This window comes from Nesterenkonia alba DSM 19423 (assembly GCF_000421745.1).
GTDB lineage: Bacteria > Actinomycetota > Actinomycetes > Actinomycetales > Micrococcaceae > Nesterenkonia > Nesterenkonia alba.
The window spans coordinates 15,436-32,753 of record NZ_ATXP01000004.1 but is presented as its reverse complement, the minus strand read 5'-3'; the positions used below and the strand labels follow the sequence as shown (position 1 = coordinate 32,753).

The window sequence follows — 17,318 nt, the reverse complement described above, 5'->3', positions numbered from 1 at the left end:
TTACACCTTCTCCCCAGTCCAGGCGTGGTCGCTCGCCCGATAGAAGTACTTCGCGGTGATGGCGTCCGAGGCGCCCGAACAGGCCGCCTGGACCCGCTCAAGATGCTCGGGCAACTCCCCCATCAGATCATCGGTGTGGTGGAACTCTAAGAATGTACGCGCCTGACCCACCAGCCGGCGAGCTGCATCCATCTTCCCGGTGCGGCTGTATTCGGGATCCAGGGCGATCAAGGCGGCCTCCACCTGCCGAAGTGAGGAAACCACCGACCGGGGGAAGAGCCGATCCAGCAACAGAAACTCCACGGCGAAAGAATCCCCGAACGCCGCACGCCGACTCCGCAGAAAAGACTCATAGGCACCGGCGCAACGCAGCATATTCGCCCAGGAAAGCTTGAAGGCGTCCTCATCCCCCGTGGCGAGCATCCGCGCGGTCATATCCGCCCGCTCCAGGGACCGCCCCAAGGAGAGGAACTGCCAGGAATCATCCCGACTCATCGTAGAGTCGGCCAGGCCCTGCACCGTGGCGGTGCGTTCAATCACCCAGGTGCAAAACCGGTAGGTACCTACCACGTCCTGCCGGTGACCGGTCAGCCCGTTCCATGTAGCGTTCAGTGACTCCCACACCGGGGCGGAGACCGTTTCACGGGCGCGGCGGGCGTTCTCCCGGGCGGCAGAGAGCGCCCCGGCGATCGAGTTGGGCTGACTGAGGTCGAAGGCCAGGCGAGTCAGCAGATCTTTTAGCCCCGCGACGTCGTCGTCCTCCTCTCCGGTGGAGGCGCCCATCACGGCCAGCAGGTTAGCGGAGACGGTGCGCTGTTCATGCACCGGCAACTGGTTAAGCCGTTCGAGGTGGACATCAAGGATACGAGCGGTGCCGTCGGCGCGTTCCACATAGCGGCCAATCCAGAACAGGGACTCAGCGATACGGCTCAGCACGGGTGGCCCCCTTGGTCTTCCTGCTGGTTCCGCTGCTGTTGCTGTTCGTCGTACTCCTCGGTGAGGCGGCGAGAGGTCTCGTAGGTGCTGGGCCAGACTCTGGGAACCGTGCGACGTCGGCGTCCCCACCGCCACGGCACCGCTCGGCTGGCGGATTCCTCGGCACTGTCAGCCTCGGGGTCCATGACCCAGGTGTCTTTGGACCCGCCACCCTGGGATGAGTTGACCACCAGGGAACCTTCGGTCAGGGCCACGCGAGTCAGTCCGCCGGGCAGGACCCACACGTCTTCTCCGTCATTGATCGCAAAGGGACGCAGGTCCACGTGCCGCGGTCCGAAGGTGTCCTCAGCCAGAGTGGGAACGGTGGAGAGTTGTAACACCGGTTGGGCGATCCAACCGCGCGGGTCAGTGAGGATCTTCTGCCGCAGGGCTTCGAGCTCTTCACGTGTCGCAGCCGGCCCAATAACCAGACCCTTGCCGCCGGAGCCGTCCACAGGTTTGACCACCAGCTCCTCGAGCCGGTCCATGACCTCCTCGCGGGCCTCCGGCTCTTCCAACCGGTAGGTGTCCACATTGGGGATGATGGGTTCTTCGCCCAGGTAGTACCGGATGATCTCTGGAACGTAGGTGTAGATGAGTTTGTCATCGGCCACACCATTGCCCACTGCATTGGCGATGGTGACGTGGCCGGCGCGGGCGGCGTTGACCAGCCCGGGAACTCCCAGCATGGAGTCAGCGCGGAACTGCAGGGGGTCGAGGAAATCGTCGTCGAGACGTTTGTAGATGACATCGACCCGCTGCTGACCTTCGGTGGTGCGCATGTAGACCCGATCGCCCCGGCAGAGCAGGTCCCGGCCCTCGACCAGCTCTACCCCCATCATTCCCGCCAGCAGAGTGTGCTCAAAGTAAGCGGAGTTATACACCCCGGGGGTGAGGACCACCACGGTGGGGTCATCCACGCCTTCCGGCGCGGTTTTACGCAGGGCCGACAACAACCGACGGGGGTATTCCTCCACGGGGCGGATCCCGGCCCCAGCGAAGGCTTCGGGAAGCCCTTTGGCGATAGCGCGCCGGTTCTCCAGCACGTAGCTGACACCAGAGGGGACCCGGACGTTGTCTTCGAGCACGCGGAACTCACCGGTATCGTCACGGACCAGATCGATCCCGGAGATGTGCACCCGAACCCCACCGGGGGTGCCGAAGCCGTAAACCTCCCGGTGGAAGTGGGCACTGGTGGTGATGAGTGAGCGGGGCAGCACCCCGTCGCGGACGATCTCCATCCGGTCATAGACATCGTTGAGAAAGCACTCCAGGGCTTTGACCCGTTGCGCCACTCCCGCCGAGAGGCGATCCCACTCCCCGGCTGGGATGATCCGTGGGACAACATCGAGCGGCCACGCCCGTTCCTCGCCGGCGAAGTCGAAGGTCACCCCGCGGTCGAGGAAGGTCCGTGACATGGTCTCCGCCCGGGCGGTGACATCGGCCAGGGTCAGTGACTGCAGCACGTCGTGGACCCGCCTGTAATCCTCCCGGAGGGTGCCGTGGCGGGTGAACATCTCGTCGAAGGCAGTGGACTGCTCCATAGCCTGCGCATACCCGGCGAAGAGGTCAGCCATAGTCCTTACCTTTGCACATTGTGATGAGATAGCTCCATGACTGAGACAAATCTGACCCGTGAGGATGCTGCCCGGCGCGCTGCGGCGATCACCGTCTCCTCCTATGCCGTAGACGTCGACCTGTCCCGGGCCGCAGCGGAAGGGGCCACCACCTACCCGGTACACACCAGGGTGGAGTTATCCTTCGACGCCGCGGCCGGTGCCGGAAGTGTGCCATTTCTGGATTACATCGGTGTTTCAGTCGAAACGCTCATCATCAACGGCGAGGAACTCAACCCGGCCGAGCACGTCACCACCGGGAGGATCGCACTGCCGGGTCTGGTCGAGGGGCAAAACACGGTTGAGGTGTCTTCCACATCGAAATATTCCCGGTCCGGGGAGGGTCTGCACCGGTTCACCGACCCGCAGGACGGAGCGGTCTACCTCTACACCCAGTACGAGCCGGCCGACTGCCGCCGGGTCTTTCCCGTCTTCGATCAACCCGATCTCAAAGCCCGGTTCCGCTTCTCCATCACCGGCCCGGAGACCTGGCAACTGCGCTCCAACGGTCGGGAAGTTGCCCGTGAGGAGGTTCCCGGGCAGGCTGAAGGTCTCGACGGCGTCGGATTGGTGCGAGTGCGTTTCGCCGAGACCGAAGTGCTCTCCAGTTACATCACCGCGCTGCTGGCCGGACCCTACGTCACCGTCACCGATACCTGGACCGGTGGGGTGCCCGGTGAGGAAGCTTTCGACGTCGACCTCACTCTGCTGTGCCGGGCCGCTTTGGCCGAGCACCTCGATGCCGAGGAGATTTTCACTGTCACCAAACAGGGCTTGGACTTCTTCCACCACGAGTTCGCTTACCCCTACCCGTGGGGTCGCAGCGGCGGGGCCAACGGTAAGTACGACCAGGTTTTCGTCCCGGAGTACAACCTCGGGGCCATGGAGAACCCCGGACTGGTGACGTTCACGGAGTCCTACATCTTCGACACTGCAGCCACCGAAGCCCAGCATCAGAACCGGGCCAACACCATCCTGCATGAGATGGCGCATATGTGGTTCGGTGACCTGGTGACCATGGGCTGGTGGGACGACCTGTGGCTGAAGGAATCTTTCGCCGATTACATGGGCACTCTGGCCGTGGACGAGGCCACCGATTTCACCACGGCCTGGACGAGTTTCGCCAACAGTCGCAAGGGCTGGGCCTATGTCCAGGACCAGTTGCCCACCACTCACCCGATCGTCGCCGATATCCCGGACCTTGAAGCCGCCGACCAGAACTTCGACGGCATCACCTACGCCAAGGGCGCCAGTGTGCTGAAACAGTTGGCAGCCTATGCAGGCAAGGATGCTTTCCGGGAGGCTTCCAGGCGGTACTTCGCCCGCCACGCCTTCGGTAACGCCTCACTGACCGACTTCCTCGGAGTCTTGGAAGAGGTCACCGGACGGGATATGCACTCCTGGGCCGCCGCCTGGCTGCAAACCTCCGGGATCCCTGTGCTCAGTGTGGAGACCGACGGAACCCGGCTGGCTATCCGGCAAAGCGGCATCGACCCGACCACTGGGGAGGAGGTCGCCCGCCCGCACGTCATCGAGGTTGGGCTCTATGTGCTCGACGGTGACCAGCTAGTGCTGCACTCGTCGGTGCCAGCAGAACTGCCCGCAGATGCCGAGGGCGGTCTGACCCAGATCGACGGGCTGTGGTTGCCGGATTCGGCCGAGCCACGACTGATCCTGCCCAATGAGAAGGACCTCACCTACGCCAAGCTCAGTCTCGATGCCGACTCCGTAGCCGCGGCCTTGAGCTACCCGCTGGCCGATCCCCTGGGTCGAGCCACAGTATGGGCAGCACTATGGTCCATGGTGCGCGACGGCGAGCTTTCGGCCCGCCGTTTCGTCGACGCGGTGATGCACTTAGGTCTGCAGGTGCCTGAGGCCTCTGTGGTGACCACGCTGCTGCGTCAGGCGGATCTGGCCGCTGAACGCTACACTCCCGCCGAGCACCGCCGGGAGATTCAAACCCGGTTCGCCGCTCGGCTAGCGGAGTTCCTCACCGAGGCCGACGGCGGGGACACCCAGCGGGCAGTGGCACGTACGCTGGCCTCGTTGTCAGTGCGCCACGGCAGCCAACTGGACCTGCTGGCAGATCTACTCGATGGGCGGGCCGAGGAGTTAGGGATTGCCGGTCTCGATGTCGACGAGGAACTACGGTGGGCCTTCCTGACCGCCCTGGCCGCACACGGGCGGGTCACTGCCGACCAGCTCGACACCGCGTTGCAACAGCAGACCACCACCCGGGCGAAGATCGCCCACCGTCGGGCCAGTGCTGCCCTTCCCGATGCCCGACGGAAAGAACAGCTCCTCCAGCAAGCGTTGACAGGAACCGACGACGACGGCGCCGAACTTTCCAACGATCACCTCTCCGCGCTCATCGCCGGTTATACCGATGACCCCACGGGGCTGACATCCGGCTACGAAACGCGCTATTTCAGCGCCTTGACTCAGGTGTGGGAGGCGATGACCCAGGGCCAGGCCACCCGTGTGGTGCGCGGTCTCTTCCCCGCGGTTCAGGACCTCTCCCCCGGCCAGGACCCGGCAGACCACCCGGTGGTGGAAATGACGGCACACTGGCTGGATGAGAACCCGGGCCCCCGGGCGCTGCGGCGGATCATCCTTGAAGAACAGGACCACCTGCTCCGGGCGCTACGGGCTCAGCAGACCGCCCGCAGCCGCTGAGACCCAGCGGGGGCGGGAGGAATATCTGCTCCAGCACCGGGTCACCACGAAAATCGTTCAGCAACGGGTTCAGGCGCTGCCGAGCAGTTCTTCGCGTTCCCGTTGTTCTCGTTTGGCCCGGCGCCGGTCGTTGAGGAAGCACAGCAGGATCGCCACCCCGAAGAAGACGGTCAGTGGCGCCATGATGAGGAACATCGTCACGATCTCCCCGCCCGGTGCAGCAATGGCGGACATCACGGCGATGAGCATGACCACCCACCGCCAGGAGCGCAGGATCTGCTGGGCGGAGACCAGACCCATCATGTTGACCCCCACCAGGATGACCGGCAGAACCATGGCGATCCCGCAGGCTAGGAACAGGTGCAGCACGAAGGTGAAGTAAATATCCGGGGCGATGAAGTTGGAGGTGCCTTCCGGATTCAGTCCGAAGAAGAATCGGATCGCCTGCGGCAGCACCAAGTAGGCCAGCAAGATGCCGCTGAGGAACAGGGGCACGGAGGCGGCGATAAACCCGATGGCATAGCGCTTCTCAGTCTTCTTCAGGCCCGGCATGATGAACGCCCAGATCTGGTAGAGCCACACTGGGGAAGAGACGACGACGCCGACAAAAAGCGACATCCGGATCAGCATGTCCAGTGGCTGACCCACTGCGTTGAAGGCGATCTCGGTCATCCGACCGTCCTCGCCTCCGGAGTAGGCGAGAACCGGATCGGCGAGCAGGGAGAACATCTCGTCGTAGAGGACAAAACCCACCACGGAGCCGAGCACAACAGCTGCTGCGGCGATGATGAACCGGCGCCGCAGTTCCCGCAGGTGTTCCCGCAGGGACATCGTCCCCTCGGGATCTTTGCGCTTGCGGCGTTTCTTCTTCCTGGGCTTCTCCTCAGCCGCGGTGACCATGCTTACGTCTGGTGGTCACGCCGCGGGTCGTGGCTGCCCTCCGGTGCGGTGGGGTCGACCACCCGCCCTTCGACGGCAGTGGGGTCGGAGGCGTCGGTACCCTCGTTGCCGCCGTCGTCGCGCATCGTCTTGACCTCGGATTTAAAGATCCGCATGGACTCACCGACGGACCGTGCCAGCTTCGGCAGCTTGGGCGCACCGAAGAGCAGGAGGATGATGAGGGCGATGATCGCCCACTGCCAGCCTTGAAGTCCCATAGCACTGTTCCTTTCGTGGTCCGAACCAGTCTAGCCCAGAAGCTGTGCTGAGACTCGGCGGAGCACTTCAGTCCGCAGGGTCTCAGGGGCGAGGACCTCGATGTCACCACCGGATTCGATGACCCGGCGTATGAGGGCTTCCTCGGAGCGGAAATAGGTGGCGATCACTCGGGCGCCGTCTGATTCCCATGCCGCCCGCTGGGGGTGGAAACGCTCGGCCACGCCAGCTGCCGCCGGCGCGAAGCGCAGCACAACATCCACGGCGTCCTCAGTCCGCGGCGGGGTGGGTCGCACCGCATCGGTCAGTTCCACGTGTTCGGCCTGGCGACCACGGCGCTGGTGAGGCAACGCCTCGATGCTATCGATACGTGAGAGCAGGAAGAACCGTTCCGCCTCCGCTTGACGGCACCAGGCCCGCAAATAGGTGTCGGGACCGTCGTAGACCACCTGAACCGGTTCAATGACCCGGGATGAGTGGCGACCTTCAGCGTCGGTGTACTCGATGTGCAGGCACGTACCGTCGTGGATGGCAGAACGGGCTGCCGCCAGCACCCGCGCATCAGCCGGGGTGCGGGCCAGCGCCATCGTCTCGGCGGCCTGGCTGAGCTTCTCCGGCACGATCGCTGTGAGTTTGCGCTGCAGCGATTCCGCCGCGGCGACGATCTCATCTTCTCCGGGCGGGCACACATCAATCAGCGCCTTGAGCGCGATGAGCAGTCCGAGTGCGCCGGGTTTGGTCAATGACACCGGCCGGGACATCGCCTCCGCGGAGCGTCCTCCAGGGTCGGTGAGGGTAATGACGGGATCCTCAGCGAGATATTCGGTGCGGAACTCTTCGACCGTCAGCGGCGGCATGGGTTCGACGTCGGTGAACTCCCCGAACTGGGAGGTGAAGGTTCCAGTCTGCTGCAGGCTGAGCAGATCCCGCTGTAGCTGTTTGTCACTGATGCCGTAGCGACGCATCAGTTCGCTGGGCCGGGCCCCACCGCTGGAGAGCAGGTAGGCGGCCATATTGATGACCCGGTCGACTTTCGCCTCGGCGGCGTCGGTGATTCGCCCAGGAGTTACCGGCCGCAGCTTAGGGCGGGTCGGAGCCGGACCCTGATGAGCGGTGAACGCGCCTTCGAGCACGCTCTGCCGGGATTCGGTGTGCGGGAGCTTTTCCACCACCGCTGCGATGTCAACATCAGCGTAGTCCTGCCCGGTGGCGATGCGCTCAGCTTGCCGGCGGTCCTCTTCGTCCTGAAGTGCCAGGGAGGTGACCTTCTCCCGGATGCGGTCTAGCCGGAAAGTACGTATCTCACCGGCGTCGAGATCATGGCCAATCAGATACCAGTGCCCGCGGGCCCCGGTGCCCAGGGTGATGACCCGCCGTGTCTCAGCGTGCAATTTGCCCCGGGAGGTGTAGTCAAAGCGCACCGGCTGGCGCATGCCGATGCGAGCAATCTGCATCAGCCGTTCAATCTCCGTGTCAGAACCGATGGAGGCCTGCAGTGCCTCGGGGGACTCGTCATCGCGCGGAGGTTCGGCTCCCGGGTTCAGTGCCCAGAGAGCGTGGTCGAGCCCGCGGATATTGCTGTTGGCGAAGATCAGCTGGGCCCGGTGCAGCGCAAGCCGCTCGGCGGCAGTCAAGTGCAAATCGGCCAGCCCGTATTCCTCTGGGTCGATCCGGTACCGGTTGTCTTCCGGACTCGGTTCCGGCAAGGGGACCCCAGAGGCCCGCAGGTAGGCCTTGTCATGGCCGAATTGCCGGTCCCAGCTCTCGAAGTCCTGGCCTTCGCGGGCGGCGTCGCGGTAAAACTCGACCCGTTGTCGGATCTGCTCCTTGGTCAGTCCGGCCTGGCCGGCGTCGAGAATCGTCTTGGCCACCGATAGTGCCCGGGCCACACCAGTATCGGCGCGGACATCCTGTTTGACGTCCTCGGCCGGTTCAGACCCCACAGTGGCTCCCCCTTGGTGTGGTGGTGTTCAGCCTTTGCGCACGCTGACAAGGTCGACGACGAACAGCAGCGTTTCATTCGGGCCGATCGCTCCCCCGGCTCCGGCTTCTCCGTAGGCGAGGTGGGGCGGGATTTCCAGACGACGCCGCGCGCCCTCCTGCATGCCCATGAGGCCCTGATCCCAGCCGGGGATCACCTGCCCGACCCCGGCGGTGAAGTCCAATGGCTGGCCGCGGTTCCAGGAGGCGTCGAACTCCTCACCGGTGGACCACGCAACACCCACGTAGTGGCAGGACACCTGATCGCCGGGTTCCACAGCGGGCCCCCCGCCGGGGATGAGTTCCTCGATGACGAGTTCCTCCGGCGGGGTGTCACCGGGGAAGTCGATCTCGGGGCGGCTGCGGTCGTAATTGCGCTGGCCGAATGACATCACTCGTCCTCCTCACCGGTGTCGGCCTCATCGTCGGCGTTATCGGAGTCAGCCTCGTCCTCGGCCTCGTCATCCTCGCCGTCGGCATCCTCCTCGTCGGGAGCGTCGAGCCCGAGCATTTCTTCGAGCTCTTCGACACTCATGCCCATCTGATCGGCGAAGTCCTCGAGTTCCTCGTCCGACATATCGGTGAAGTCGGGCTGTTCAGGCTGCTGCTGCTCCGGCGGAGCCTGCTGGGCCTGGACCTCATCGAGGGTCTCCCCGTCGATCCGGTGGAAGATATCGACGACGAAAATGAGCGTCTCTCCGGCGAGTTCATGCGGCTCACCGGCCAGTTCGTCGTCGTTGTCATCGTCCTCGTCCTCTTCGGGGGCTTCCCCGTAAGCCTGTTCGGCGGGAATCACCAGCAGGACTCGGTCACCCACACGGTGGCCCGGGATGCCCTCGGTCCAGCCTTCGATGACCTGGTCTAGGGAGAACTGGGCGAAGTCAACGGGGCCCTCTTCCTCCTCACTCCAGGACTCGTCGAAGATTTCTCCGTCAGACCAACGCCATCCGCGGTATTGGACGTAGAGGTAGTCCTCGGCTTCGATCTCGTCCCCATCACCGGAGATGAGCACCTCGGAGACCAGTTCCTCCGGAGCGTCCTCATCGCCATCGTGGCCGGTGAGTTCAGGAGCCTGACCTTCGGTGCTGTCGATTTCGGGCAGCTCCCCGGACTGCTCTTCTTCTTCACCGGTGGCGTAGGGCTGTGGGTAGTGCTCGTTGATGTGCACCGCGTAGAGCTCTTCGGTGGCAGCACCGGCTTCCGGGTCAGCGGGCACGTAGAACGCCAGGTCACTGCCGACGGTCACCCCACCCATGCCGAAAGTCTCCTGGAGGGCCAGCAGTGGGTTCGGCGGGGCAGCTTCGTCCTCGTCGTCCTCCTCTGCCTCGGGGTCAGCGACCCACATCAGCTCGGAGATGGGCATGTCATAGGTGTGCTGGAGAACACCGCCCTCTTCAGGGTCCACGGCGGCGAGCTGGATCCCGACCACCTGGCCGGGCTCGATCTCATCACCGTCACCTTCATTGACCACCCGGGTGGAGTACTCGTCAGTTTCCACCGCGTCGTGGAGGAGGACTTCGGGGGCGCCATCCTCGGAATGGTTGATCTCGATCCCGGAGAGGGCATCGGTGTCACCCTGCCCCTCCCCGGCGGCGTCGCCACAGGAGGTGAGGATGAGGGCAGCGGCGGCGCTCAGCGCCAGGGTTCTGGTGGTGGTACGTGCAGTAGGCATCGCAGGGAACTGTACCGCGTCCGGCTGAACACGGCACCTCGCCGCGCACCAGATGTGTCTCAGACCATAGCCGCGGGATTCAGATCACCGGTGGGTCCTCGGTGGTGCCACCGGAGACCAGCACGTACCGATCAGTCAGCGCCGGGCAGACACCACTGCGACGGCGTTCTTCCGCACTGACTTCCCGCAGCTGGGTGCGGCGATCGCCGAGTTTGTCCAGCAGAGCCTCAACTCGCGCGTCTTCAGGGGCGAAGGGGTCTTTGACCATCACTGCTTCCAGCGGACGGTCCACCAGTTTGTGATGCACCCAGTCCACGGTGGCTTCAGCACCGAAAGCCCGAGCTGTGGAGAGGAACTCGCCGCGCACCGCCGCCCGGGTCCGCGGCGGAGTCATCATCGCCTGCCGGACGTGTTCAGCGCTGAGGATGTCAGTTGCCCGCCCCCGACGGACCAGTAGGTGAAAAAGTCCCCGCTCGGGGTTGACGTCGTGGTAGGCCATATCGAGTTGCTCGAGGCGCGGGTGGTCGTAGCCCAGACCACGGGCGTTGGCGACATCCTCGACGAGCCGTTTTTTGATCGCCCAGTCGATGTCCCGGTCAATGAGCGCGTGTTCCCCGGTCTCCACTGCGGTCAGTGTCCGCTCCCACAGTTCCAAAACGGTTTCGACGTGATCGTGGTGGGCTCCGTGTTCACGCACGAACCGCTGAGCCCGCTCAAACAGGCCGCGCTGGATCTGCACCGCGGTCATCGTCTCTCCGCCGCGGATGCGGACCTCGGCCCGTGCGGTGATGTCGTGGCTAATGTGCCGGATTGCCCCGATGGGGTTTTCCAGTTCAAAATCACCGATCGGCACACCCGCTTCAATCATGCGCAGCACCAGGTCTGTGGAGCCGTAACGCAGCAGCGACGTCGTCGTCGACATATTGGAATCACCGACGATGACGTGGAGTCGCCGGTGTGCTGCAGCATCGGCGTGGGGCTCGTCGCGGGTATTGATGATCGGCCGCGACCGAGTGGTCGCCGAGGAGATGCCCTCCCACATGTGATCCGCCCGCTGAGAGAACGCGTAGTGGGCTGGACGTTGATCGTCGCTGGGGACAACCCGTCCGGCGCCGACGAGGATCTGGCGGGTGACCAAGAACGGCAGCAAGATCCCGGAGAGCCGCCGGAAGTGGGTGGTGCGCGGAATGAGGTAGTTCTCGTGGCTGCCGTAGGAGTTCCCAGCGGAGTCCACGTTGTTCTTCAACACCCAGATCTGGCCGGTGAAGCCATCGGCGGCAATGCGCCGCTCGGCCTCCACGGCGAGGTCATGCATGATGGCTTCGCCCGCCCGGTCCTGGGCGATGAGGTCGATGAGATCAGCGCACTCGGCGGTGGCGTACTCCGGGTGGGAGCCGACGTCGAGGTAGAGCCGGGCACCATTGGGGATGAAGATGTTCGAACTGCGGCCGAAGTCCACGACCGGACGGAAGAGATAGCGGGCCAGCTCATCGGGTGGTAGGCCCCGGCCCGCGGTGGGCCGGTGAGTGATGCCGAACTCCGTTTCGACGCCGTAGACGCGACGGTCCACGCCTTATTCTCCGCCCTTCTGGACGAAACCTTTGACGAACTCTTCGGCGTTGGTCTCCAAGACGGTGTCGATCTCATCAAGCAGTGAGTCGAGTTCCTCAGCACGCTGGGTGGCTTGAGGGTTGGCCTTCAGCTGGGACTGGTCTGCCTGGTCGGCGTCGTCTGATCCGCCAGACCGGTGCGGCTGCTTCTGCGGCTGTGCTGCCATACTGCGTCTCCTTGAACCCGTCGAGAACCCGTCGAGGTATCTGCCCATGGTAGAGGTCATCGGCCGGCTGCGGTATTCCCGCAGGGTCTCCGCTGTGCCGTCCCCTCACCGGGCGCACAGAGGCCACACCGCTAGTGCCGGTGCTGTGACGTGTCGGAGCCTTCGAGTAGCTCTGCCAGCGACGAAATGAGTTCCCGCGGGGTGCCTGCGCGATGTAACACTGGTTCGGCCTCCACGCGGGAACCGGCGGTGGGCTCACTGAGGTGCAGGCGCACTGGTGGACTGGCGGGGTCCTCGCGGAGCAGGATCTGGTCCCAGGAAGCCCCCGCGACGATGTCATTGTGGTGTTCCACCAGGGTCCCGCGGAGCCAGGCCCGGGTCTCCTCCGGGGGGTGCTGGGCCGCCCAGGCGATCTGGTCGTCGGTGAAGAGCCGGCGCAGCCGCCCGGCCCGGGCCAGCTTGTAGTAGAGACCCTTATCCTCACGCAGATCGTGGTACTGCAGGTCAATCATGCCCAGCCGGGGCGAATCCCAGCTGAGCCCGTCGCGGCGGCGGTAGGACTCAATGAGCTGGAGCTTGGCGACCCAGTCCACCCGGTCTGCGGCGCGGGAGGGATCCTCACTGAGGTCGCTGAGCAACTCCTCCCAGGCTTCAAGGGTCTCAGCAGTCTCAGTGTCCGGGGCGATATGCGGCAAAGAGGGTGCGGTCAGCTGGGCCGCCCGCTGCCGGGCTGCTTCGAGGTAGACCTGCTGGATCTCCAGTGCGGTCATGGGCCCGCGGTCGGTACGCACGGTGGCGGTGAGGTCGGGGTCGTGGCTGATGGTCTTTAAGGCAGCCACCGGATCGGCCAACCGCAGGTTCGGGGCTTGTCCGGATTCGATGAGGTCTAAGACCAGGGCAGTGGTCGCCACACGCATCCAGGCGGAGTACTCGCTCATATTGGCATCACCGATGATGACGTGTAGCCGTCGCCACGAGTCGTGATGGGCGTGCGGTTCGTCCCGGGTGTTGATGATCGGCCGGCGGACCGTGGTCTCCAGGCCGACCTGTTCTTCGAAGAAATCAGCCCGCTGGCTGATCTGGTAGCCAGCGGTCTGAGCGCGTTGGCCGATGCCGACCCGTCCGGAGCCGCAGAGGATTTGTCGGGACACGAAGAACGGGATGAGCCCAGTGATGAGGTCATCGAAGGGCACTGACCGCGGAACCAGGTAGTTCTCGTGGGCGCCGTAGGAGACGGACTTGTTGTCCGTGTTGTTCTTGTACAGCAGCACTTCTGGAGCGCCGTCTTCGCGGGAAAGACGCTGGGCGGCAGTACGGGCGATCCGGTCCCCGGCGATGTCGTAGAGCACCGCCCGTTTGGCCCCGATCGTTTCTGGGGCAGAGTACTCAGGATGGGCGTGATCCACATAGAACCGGGCCCCATTGGCCAACACCAGGTTCATCAGCAACTGCGGCTGACCGGGTTTGAGCTGAAAGTAGTCTCCCCGCCAGTGGGCGGAGCCTGGAGCGTGGTCGAAGACTGAACGTTCGGCGGCGTCTGCCGGGCTGGGATCCCCACCGCTGATATTGCCGAGCACATCACGCAACGGACCGGCACCGGGTTCCTGTTCGGCCGCATAGGAGACCGCCTCGTCGGTGTCGGTCAGCTGAGTGGGGTGAGCCGCCGAGCGGGGCAACACCCAGCCTCGGGCGTCGACGAGCGGAGATTCAGACTGGTAATCCCATTCGGTTCCGGCCACCGCTCCTCCGGCCTCGGTCACGGCCGCCGCGTAGGCGTTGACCAGTTCAATACTCAACGCCACATGGGAAGCCCGTGGATTCGAGGGTGCGTGGATCCCGTACTCAGTCTCCATGCCGATGAGCCGACGCACGCTCATGTACCCACCGCCTGCCGCAGCCCCGCGGCGTCGATGAGCTTCTCCACCCGCAGCACCGGAGTGGGCGGCACCCCCTGGATTCGGGCCCATTCACTGGGATCGGCGGTGTTGACCAATTCGACCTGATCGGCGAGTTCAGCTTCAGCGGCGGCGATGAGCTGAGCCTCGGTGAGACCCTTAGCCCGGGGATCTTCATCGGCGGCCAGGAACTCTTTGATAGCGGCTTTCTTCGCCCGATCGACAATATTACTCAGCACCGCCCCGGAGATGAACTCCTCGGAACCGAAGGTCGTGGTGGACCCGTCGGCATGGATCAGCCGCAGCAGGGCCCGTGACTGCTTGTACAGGCGGGTGACCACTGCGTCGATCAGTGCCTCCCGGGCGGCCTCGGCGGAGCCGTGCTCGGCGACCAGATCGGCTCGCAACGGCACAGTGGAGGACAGGTGAATGCGCAGGATCTCTTTGGCTCCGGCCAGCCCGGGGCGCTGAACCCGGATCTTCACGTCGAGCCGTCCGGGGCGCAGGATCGCTGGATCGATCATGTCTTCCCGGTTGGAGGCACCGATGATGATGACGTTGTCCAAGGACTCCACCCCGTCGATCTCGGCCAACAGCTGCGGCACAATGGTGGTTTCCACATCAGAGGACACCCCGGAGCCACGGGTACGGAACAACGCCTCCATCTCATCGAAAAACACCACAACCGGTCGGCCGGCCGAAGCGCGCTCCCGGGCGCGAGCGAAAATGACCCGGATGTGACGTTCGGTCTCCCCCACGTATTTATTGAGTAGCTCGGGACCTTTGATATTGAGAAAACTCGCTCCCGTGGATTCCCGGTCCAAGGAAGAGGCGACCGCTTTGGCGATCATCGTCTTCCCGCAGCCCGGTGGGCCGTAGAGCAGGATTCCCTTCGGTGCGGCCAACCCGTGCTCCCGGTAGAGGTCGGCATGGAGGAACGGTAGTTCGACGGCGTCGCGGATCTGATCGATCTGCTCAGCCAGGCCGCCGATGTCCTCGTAGGAGACATCGGGTGATTCCTCCAGGACCACGTCTTCAACCTCAGAGAGCGGGACCACCTCGGTGGCTGTGCCGGTGCGTAGATCCACGACGACGGCGTCACCCAACTGGACGGGGTGCTGACGGTCTCTGCCCGGTCGGTCGGGCGAGCCGGCGTCGTCGTGCTCTTCTGCGGCACGCCGAGCAGCCTCGGAGAGTTCGACGACGCGTTCCTCTTCCCCACGAGCGATGATCACCAGGCGCCCGTCAGGCAGAACCTCTTTCACGCGGGCGATCTCCCCGGTGCGTTCAGGATCCAAAACGGCAACCACAGTGAGGTTCTCGTTGAGTAGCACCTCGGAACCTGGGATGAGCTGCTCCGGATCGATCAGCGGGGAGATCGTCACCCGCAGTTTCCGTCCGGAGTGCAGCACATCGCAGCCGGCGGCCGTGGTCGCTTCGATCTCCTTGCCCTCGGTGCGTTCACGGGCCGGACGGTAAGCGACCACTGTGGCGTAGGTAAAGGGCGGTTGCCCGTCGGACTCCAGAGCCTGTTTCAGCTCGCTGATCTGCCCACGGGTAGCCTCCAGCATCCCGGAGAGCCGTTCATTGTTGCGTCCGGCGGCACGCAGCTGGGTCTCGGTCTCCCGGTAGCGGGAGCGCAGGTCCTCGAGCTGACGGTGCGCACGTTTCAGTTGGGAACGCAAGTGCTTCAGCTGTTCTTCGGTCGCGGTGCTGGTCTCATCGGTCATCGCGGGGCACCTCCTTGGCCTTCTCGGCATTCTGCGTCGCCTGGGCGGCGGCGCGCCGGGCTTTCTTCTTCGATACCACGCGAGCCTTCAGGCTGTCTTCGGTCCAGCTCACATCCTCGTCATAAGCGGGCCAGGCGGCTTTGTCCTCCGGGGCCGGTTCGCTGGCTTTCTCGCGTTTCTTCAGCTGCAACGGGGTCTGGTTGTCAGCCAGACGCCGGGTGGAGAGCAGAAACCCGGTGTGAGCGACCATGCGGTGATCGGGACGGACCGCCAGACCGTCGAGGTGCCAGGTGCGGAGCATCGTTTCGTGGCCCTCCGGTTCGGTAAATCCTTCGGAGGCGCGGATCTGCTCAGCCAACCGACTCAGCTGGGTGACAGTCGCCACATAGCTGACCCATACTCCCCCAGGGGCCAGCATGTGTTTCACCGCCTCCAAGCACTCCCAGGGGGCGAGCATGTCCAGGACCACACGGTCCACGCTGCCGGGCTGCTGATGCTCAGGGGCTTGCTGCTGCAGGTCACCGAGCCGGATGCTCCACCCGGGGTGGGCCTCGCCGAAGAACCCTTCGACATTGCCGCGGGCGATCTCAGCGAATTCTTCCCGCCGTTCGTAGGAGGTCAGGGTGCCGGTGTCCCCCACCGCACGCAACAGGGAGATAGACAGGGCTCCGGAGCCGACGCCGGCTTCCACGACCCGAGCCCCGGGGAAAATATCAGCGACCTGGATGATCTGGGCGGAGTCCTTGGGGTAGACCACTGTGGCCCCCCGCGGCATCGAGAGCACATAGTCGTTGAGCAACGGACGCAACACCTGGTAGGGCTGGCCGGCGTCATTGGTCACCACAATGCCCTCGGGCTGCCCAATGAGCGTTTCGTGCCGCAGTACACCCTGGTGTGTGTGCCACTGGCCACCTTCGGCCAAGGTGATAGTGGACTTACGGCCCTTGGGATCGGTGAGCTGGACCCGTTCGCCGGGTTTGAGCACACCGGTACGCAGGTGAGCGCCGATGGCGCGAGCAGGTGAACTCATACGGCCGCGGGGGTCTTCGGCAACAGCTCGGTCAGCTCAGATACACCGAGACCGGCGAGGGTCTCGGCTAAGTGCCAGTCGGAGCTCTGCGGTAGCGGCGAGTAGTGCGGTACTGCCAGGGTCACCAACCCTGAAGCGGCTGCTGCAGCAGTGCCGGGTACCGAGTCCTCGATGGCGATGCACCGCTGACGCTGCAGCGGCTCCCCGGTGCGCGCGGGGTGGTCAGCAGCCATACGTTCAAAAGCAACGTGGTAGGCCTCCGGGTCGGGTTTCCCCGCGGAGACGGCGTCCCCGGTAATGGCGAACTCCAGGTGTCCCTCCGGCAGTGCGGAGAGCACTGCCTCGGTCAGCGGCCTCCAGGACATCGTCACCAGCGCGCACCGGATGCCGTGGTCATTGAGCTCGGTGAGCAGTTCTCTGGCACCTGGACGCCACGGAATACGTTCAGCACATTTGTCGATGACCCGGCCCATCAGCTGGTGGACGATCTCATCCCGAGGAAGGTCCACCCCGGCTTCCTGAAGAATCCCGGCGCTGTAGGTCAACGCCTGGCCGACCAACTGGTGAGCCTGTTGCTGGCTCCACTGCCCGCCGTGTTCGGCGACGAGTTCATATTCGGCGGCGATCCAGTACGGTTCGGTATCCACCAAGGTGCCGTCCATATCCCAGAAAACGGCCTGCAGTTCTGACATGGGACCATCGTACGCTTCCGCCGATGATGGGCTGGCGCTAGTGTGAAGAACGTGAGTTCCGATGACGTGACACCGGATTCTGAGCACCCCGACAGCCCGGCTGAGAGCATCGACCGGGCT

At 64.4% G+C, this 17,318-nt stretch carries 14 protein-coding genes; 1 reads left to right on the top strand and 13 read right to left on the bottom strand.

The features are described from left to right. Entirely contained in the window at nucleotides 1-936 is a 936-nt protein-coding gene (locus H578_RS0104225) for an alpha-E domain-containing protein (RefSeq protein WP_022872456.1), read from the bottom strand. Continuing rightward, nucleotides 930-2,552, bottom strand: coding sequence for a circularly permuted type 2 ATP-grasp protein (locus H578_RS0104220; protein WP_022872455.1), 1,623 nt, complete (start codon nucleotides 2,550-2,552; stop codon nucleotides 930-932). Before H578_RS0104220 ends, H578_RS0104225 begins: the two co-directional genes overlap by 7 nt. A gap of 36 nt (nucleotides 2,553-2,588) precedes the next feature. Here H578_RS0104220 and pepN point away from each other — a divergent pair, with 36 nt between their 5' ends. Next, nucleotides 2,589-5,267: an aminopeptidase N gene (pepN, locus tag H578_RS0104215; protein ID WP_022872454.1), complete on the top strand. Its 2,679-nt coding sequence runs from the start codon at nucleotides 2,589-2,591 to the stop codon at nucleotides 5,265-5,267. 69 nt (nucleotides 5,268-5,336) lie between these two features. On the opposite strand, the gene tatC is transcribed toward pepN, so the two are convergent. The 11 genes from tatC to H578_RS13195 form a co-directional block, all read right to left on the bottom strand. Beyond that, on the bottom strand, nucleotides 5,337-6,167 hold the full coding sequence (tatC, locus tag H578_RS0104210) for a twin-arginine translocase subunit TatC (protein WP_022872453.1): 831 nt from the start codon (nucleotides 6,165-6,167) through the stop codon (nucleotides 5,337-5,339). Between the two features lie 2 nt (nucleotides 6,168-6,169). Further along, a complete protein-coding gene (gene tatA, locus H578_RS13215) occupies nucleotides 6,170-6,424 on the bottom strand; it encodes a Sec-independent protein translocase subunit TatA (RefSeq protein WP_022872452.1) in 255 nt (84 codons plus the stop codon). A gap of 30 nt (nucleotides 6,425-6,454) precedes the next feature. Continuing rightward, nucleotides 6,455-8,365 carry a helix-turn-helix transcriptional regulator gene (locus H578_RS0104200; protein ID WP_022872451.1) on the bottom strand — a complete coding sequence of 637 codons (1,911 nt, stop codon included), beginning with the start codon at nucleotides 8,363-8,365 and terminating at the stop codon, nucleotides 6,455-6,457. Nucleotides 8,366-8,392: 27 nt separating this feature from the next. Continuing rightward, nucleotides 8,393-8,794: an FKBP-type peptidyl-prolyl cis-trans isomerase gene (locus H578_RS0104195; protein ID WP_022872450.1), complete on the bottom strand. Its 402-nt coding sequence runs from the start codon at nucleotides 8,792-8,794 to the stop codon at nucleotides 8,393-8,395. Continuing rightward, nucleotides 8,794-10,074 carry an FKBP-type peptidyl-prolyl cis-trans isomerase gene (locus H578_RS0104190; protein WP_022872449.1) on the bottom strand — a complete coding sequence of 427 codons (1,281 nt, stop codon included), beginning with the start codon at nucleotides 10,072-10,074 and terminating at the stop codon, nucleotides 8,794-8,796. Before H578_RS0104190 ends, H578_RS0104195 begins: the two co-directional genes overlap by 1 nt. Nucleotides 10,075-10,153: 79 nt before the next feature. Further along, nucleotides 10,154-11,644: a Pup--protein ligase gene (gene pafA, locus H578_RS0104185; protein WP_022872448.1), complete on the bottom strand. Its 1,491-nt coding sequence runs from the start codon at nucleotides 11,642-11,644 to the stop codon at nucleotides 10,154-10,156. Nucleotides 11,645-11,647: 3 nt separating this feature from the next. Continuing rightward, on the bottom strand, nucleotides 11,648-11,851 hold the full coding sequence (locus H578_RS0104180) for a ubiquitin-like protein Pup (RefSeq protein WP_022872447.1): 204 nt from the start codon (nucleotides 11,849-11,851) through the stop codon (nucleotides 11,648-11,650). 131 nt (nucleotides 11,852-11,982) lie between these two features. Beyond that, nucleotides 11,983-13,728 carry a depupylase/deamidase Dop gene (gene dop, locus H578_RS13210; RefSeq protein ID WP_022872446.1) on the bottom strand — a complete coding sequence of 582 codons (1,746 nt, stop codon included), beginning with the start codon at nucleotides 13,726-13,728 and terminating at the stop codon, nucleotides 11,983-11,985. After that, complete coding sequence (arc, locus tag H578_RS13205) at nucleotides 13,725-15,476, bottom strand: proteasome ATPase (protein WP_022872445.1); 1,752 nt, start codon at nucleotides 15,474-15,476, stop codon at nucleotides 13,725-13,727. Before arc ends, dop begins: the two co-directional genes overlap by 4 nt. Beyond that, nucleotides 15,466-16,506, bottom strand: coding sequence for a tRNA (adenine-N1)-methyltransferase (locus tag H578_RS13200; protein ID WP_022872444.1), 1,041 nt, complete (start codon nucleotides 16,504-16,506; stop codon nucleotides 15,466-15,468). The genes arc and H578_RS13200 overlap by 11 nt, the downstream gene beginning before the upstream one ends. Further along, nucleotides 16,503-17,198, bottom strand: coding sequence for an HAD family hydrolase (locus H578_RS13195; protein ID WP_022872443.1), 696 nt, complete (start codon nucleotides 17,196-17,198; stop codon nucleotides 16,503-16,505). Before H578_RS13195 ends, H578_RS13200 begins: the two co-directional genes overlap by 4 nt. Between the last annotated feature and the right edge of the window lie 120 nt (nucleotides 17,199-17,318).

Bases quoted from the DNA above. Each gene is read 5' to 3' on its own strand.
- pepN (WP_022872454.1), top strand. From the start codon at position 2,589: ATGACTGAGACAAATCTGACCCGTGAGGATGCTGCCCGGCGCGCTGCG.
- H578_RS0104195 (WP_022872450.1), bottom strand. From the start codon at position 8,794: ATGTCATTCGGCCAGCGCAATTACGACCGCAGCCGCCCCGAGATCGAC.
- arc (WP_022872445.1), bottom strand. From the start codon at position 15,476: ATGACCGATGAGACCAGCACCGCGACCGAAGAACAGCTGAAGCACTTG.
- H578_RS0104190 (WP_022872449.1), bottom strand. From the start codon at position 10,074: ATGCCTACTGCACGTACCACCACCAGAACCCTGGCGCTGAGCGCCGCC.
- H578_RS13195 (WP_022872443.1), bottom strand. From the start codon at position 17,198: ATGTCAGAACTGCAGGCCGTTTTCTGGGATATGGACGGCACCTTGGTG.
- tatC (WP_022872453.1), bottom strand. From the start codon at position 6,167: ATGGTCACCGCGGCTGAGGAGAAGCCCAGGAAGAAGAAACGCCGCAAG.
- H578_RS0104180 (WP_022872447.1), bottom strand. From the start codon at position 11,851: ATGGCAGCACAGCCGCAGAAGCAGCCGCACCGGTCTGGCGGATCAGAC.
- H578_RS0104220 (WP_022872455.1), bottom strand. From the start codon at position 2,552: ATGGCTGACCTCTTCGCCGGGTATGCGCAGGCTATGGAGCAGTCCACT.
- H578_RS13200 (WP_022872444.1), bottom strand. From the start codon at position 16,506: ATGAGTTCACCTGCTCGCGCCATCGGCGCTCACCTGCGTACCGGTGTG.
- tatA (WP_022872452.1), bottom strand. From the start codon at position 6,424: ATGGGACTTCAAGGCTGGCAGTGGGCGATCATCGCCCTCATCATCCTC.
- dop (WP_022872446.1), bottom strand. From the start codon at position 13,728: ATGAGCGTGCGTCGGCTCATCGGCATGGAGACTGAGTACGGGATCCAC.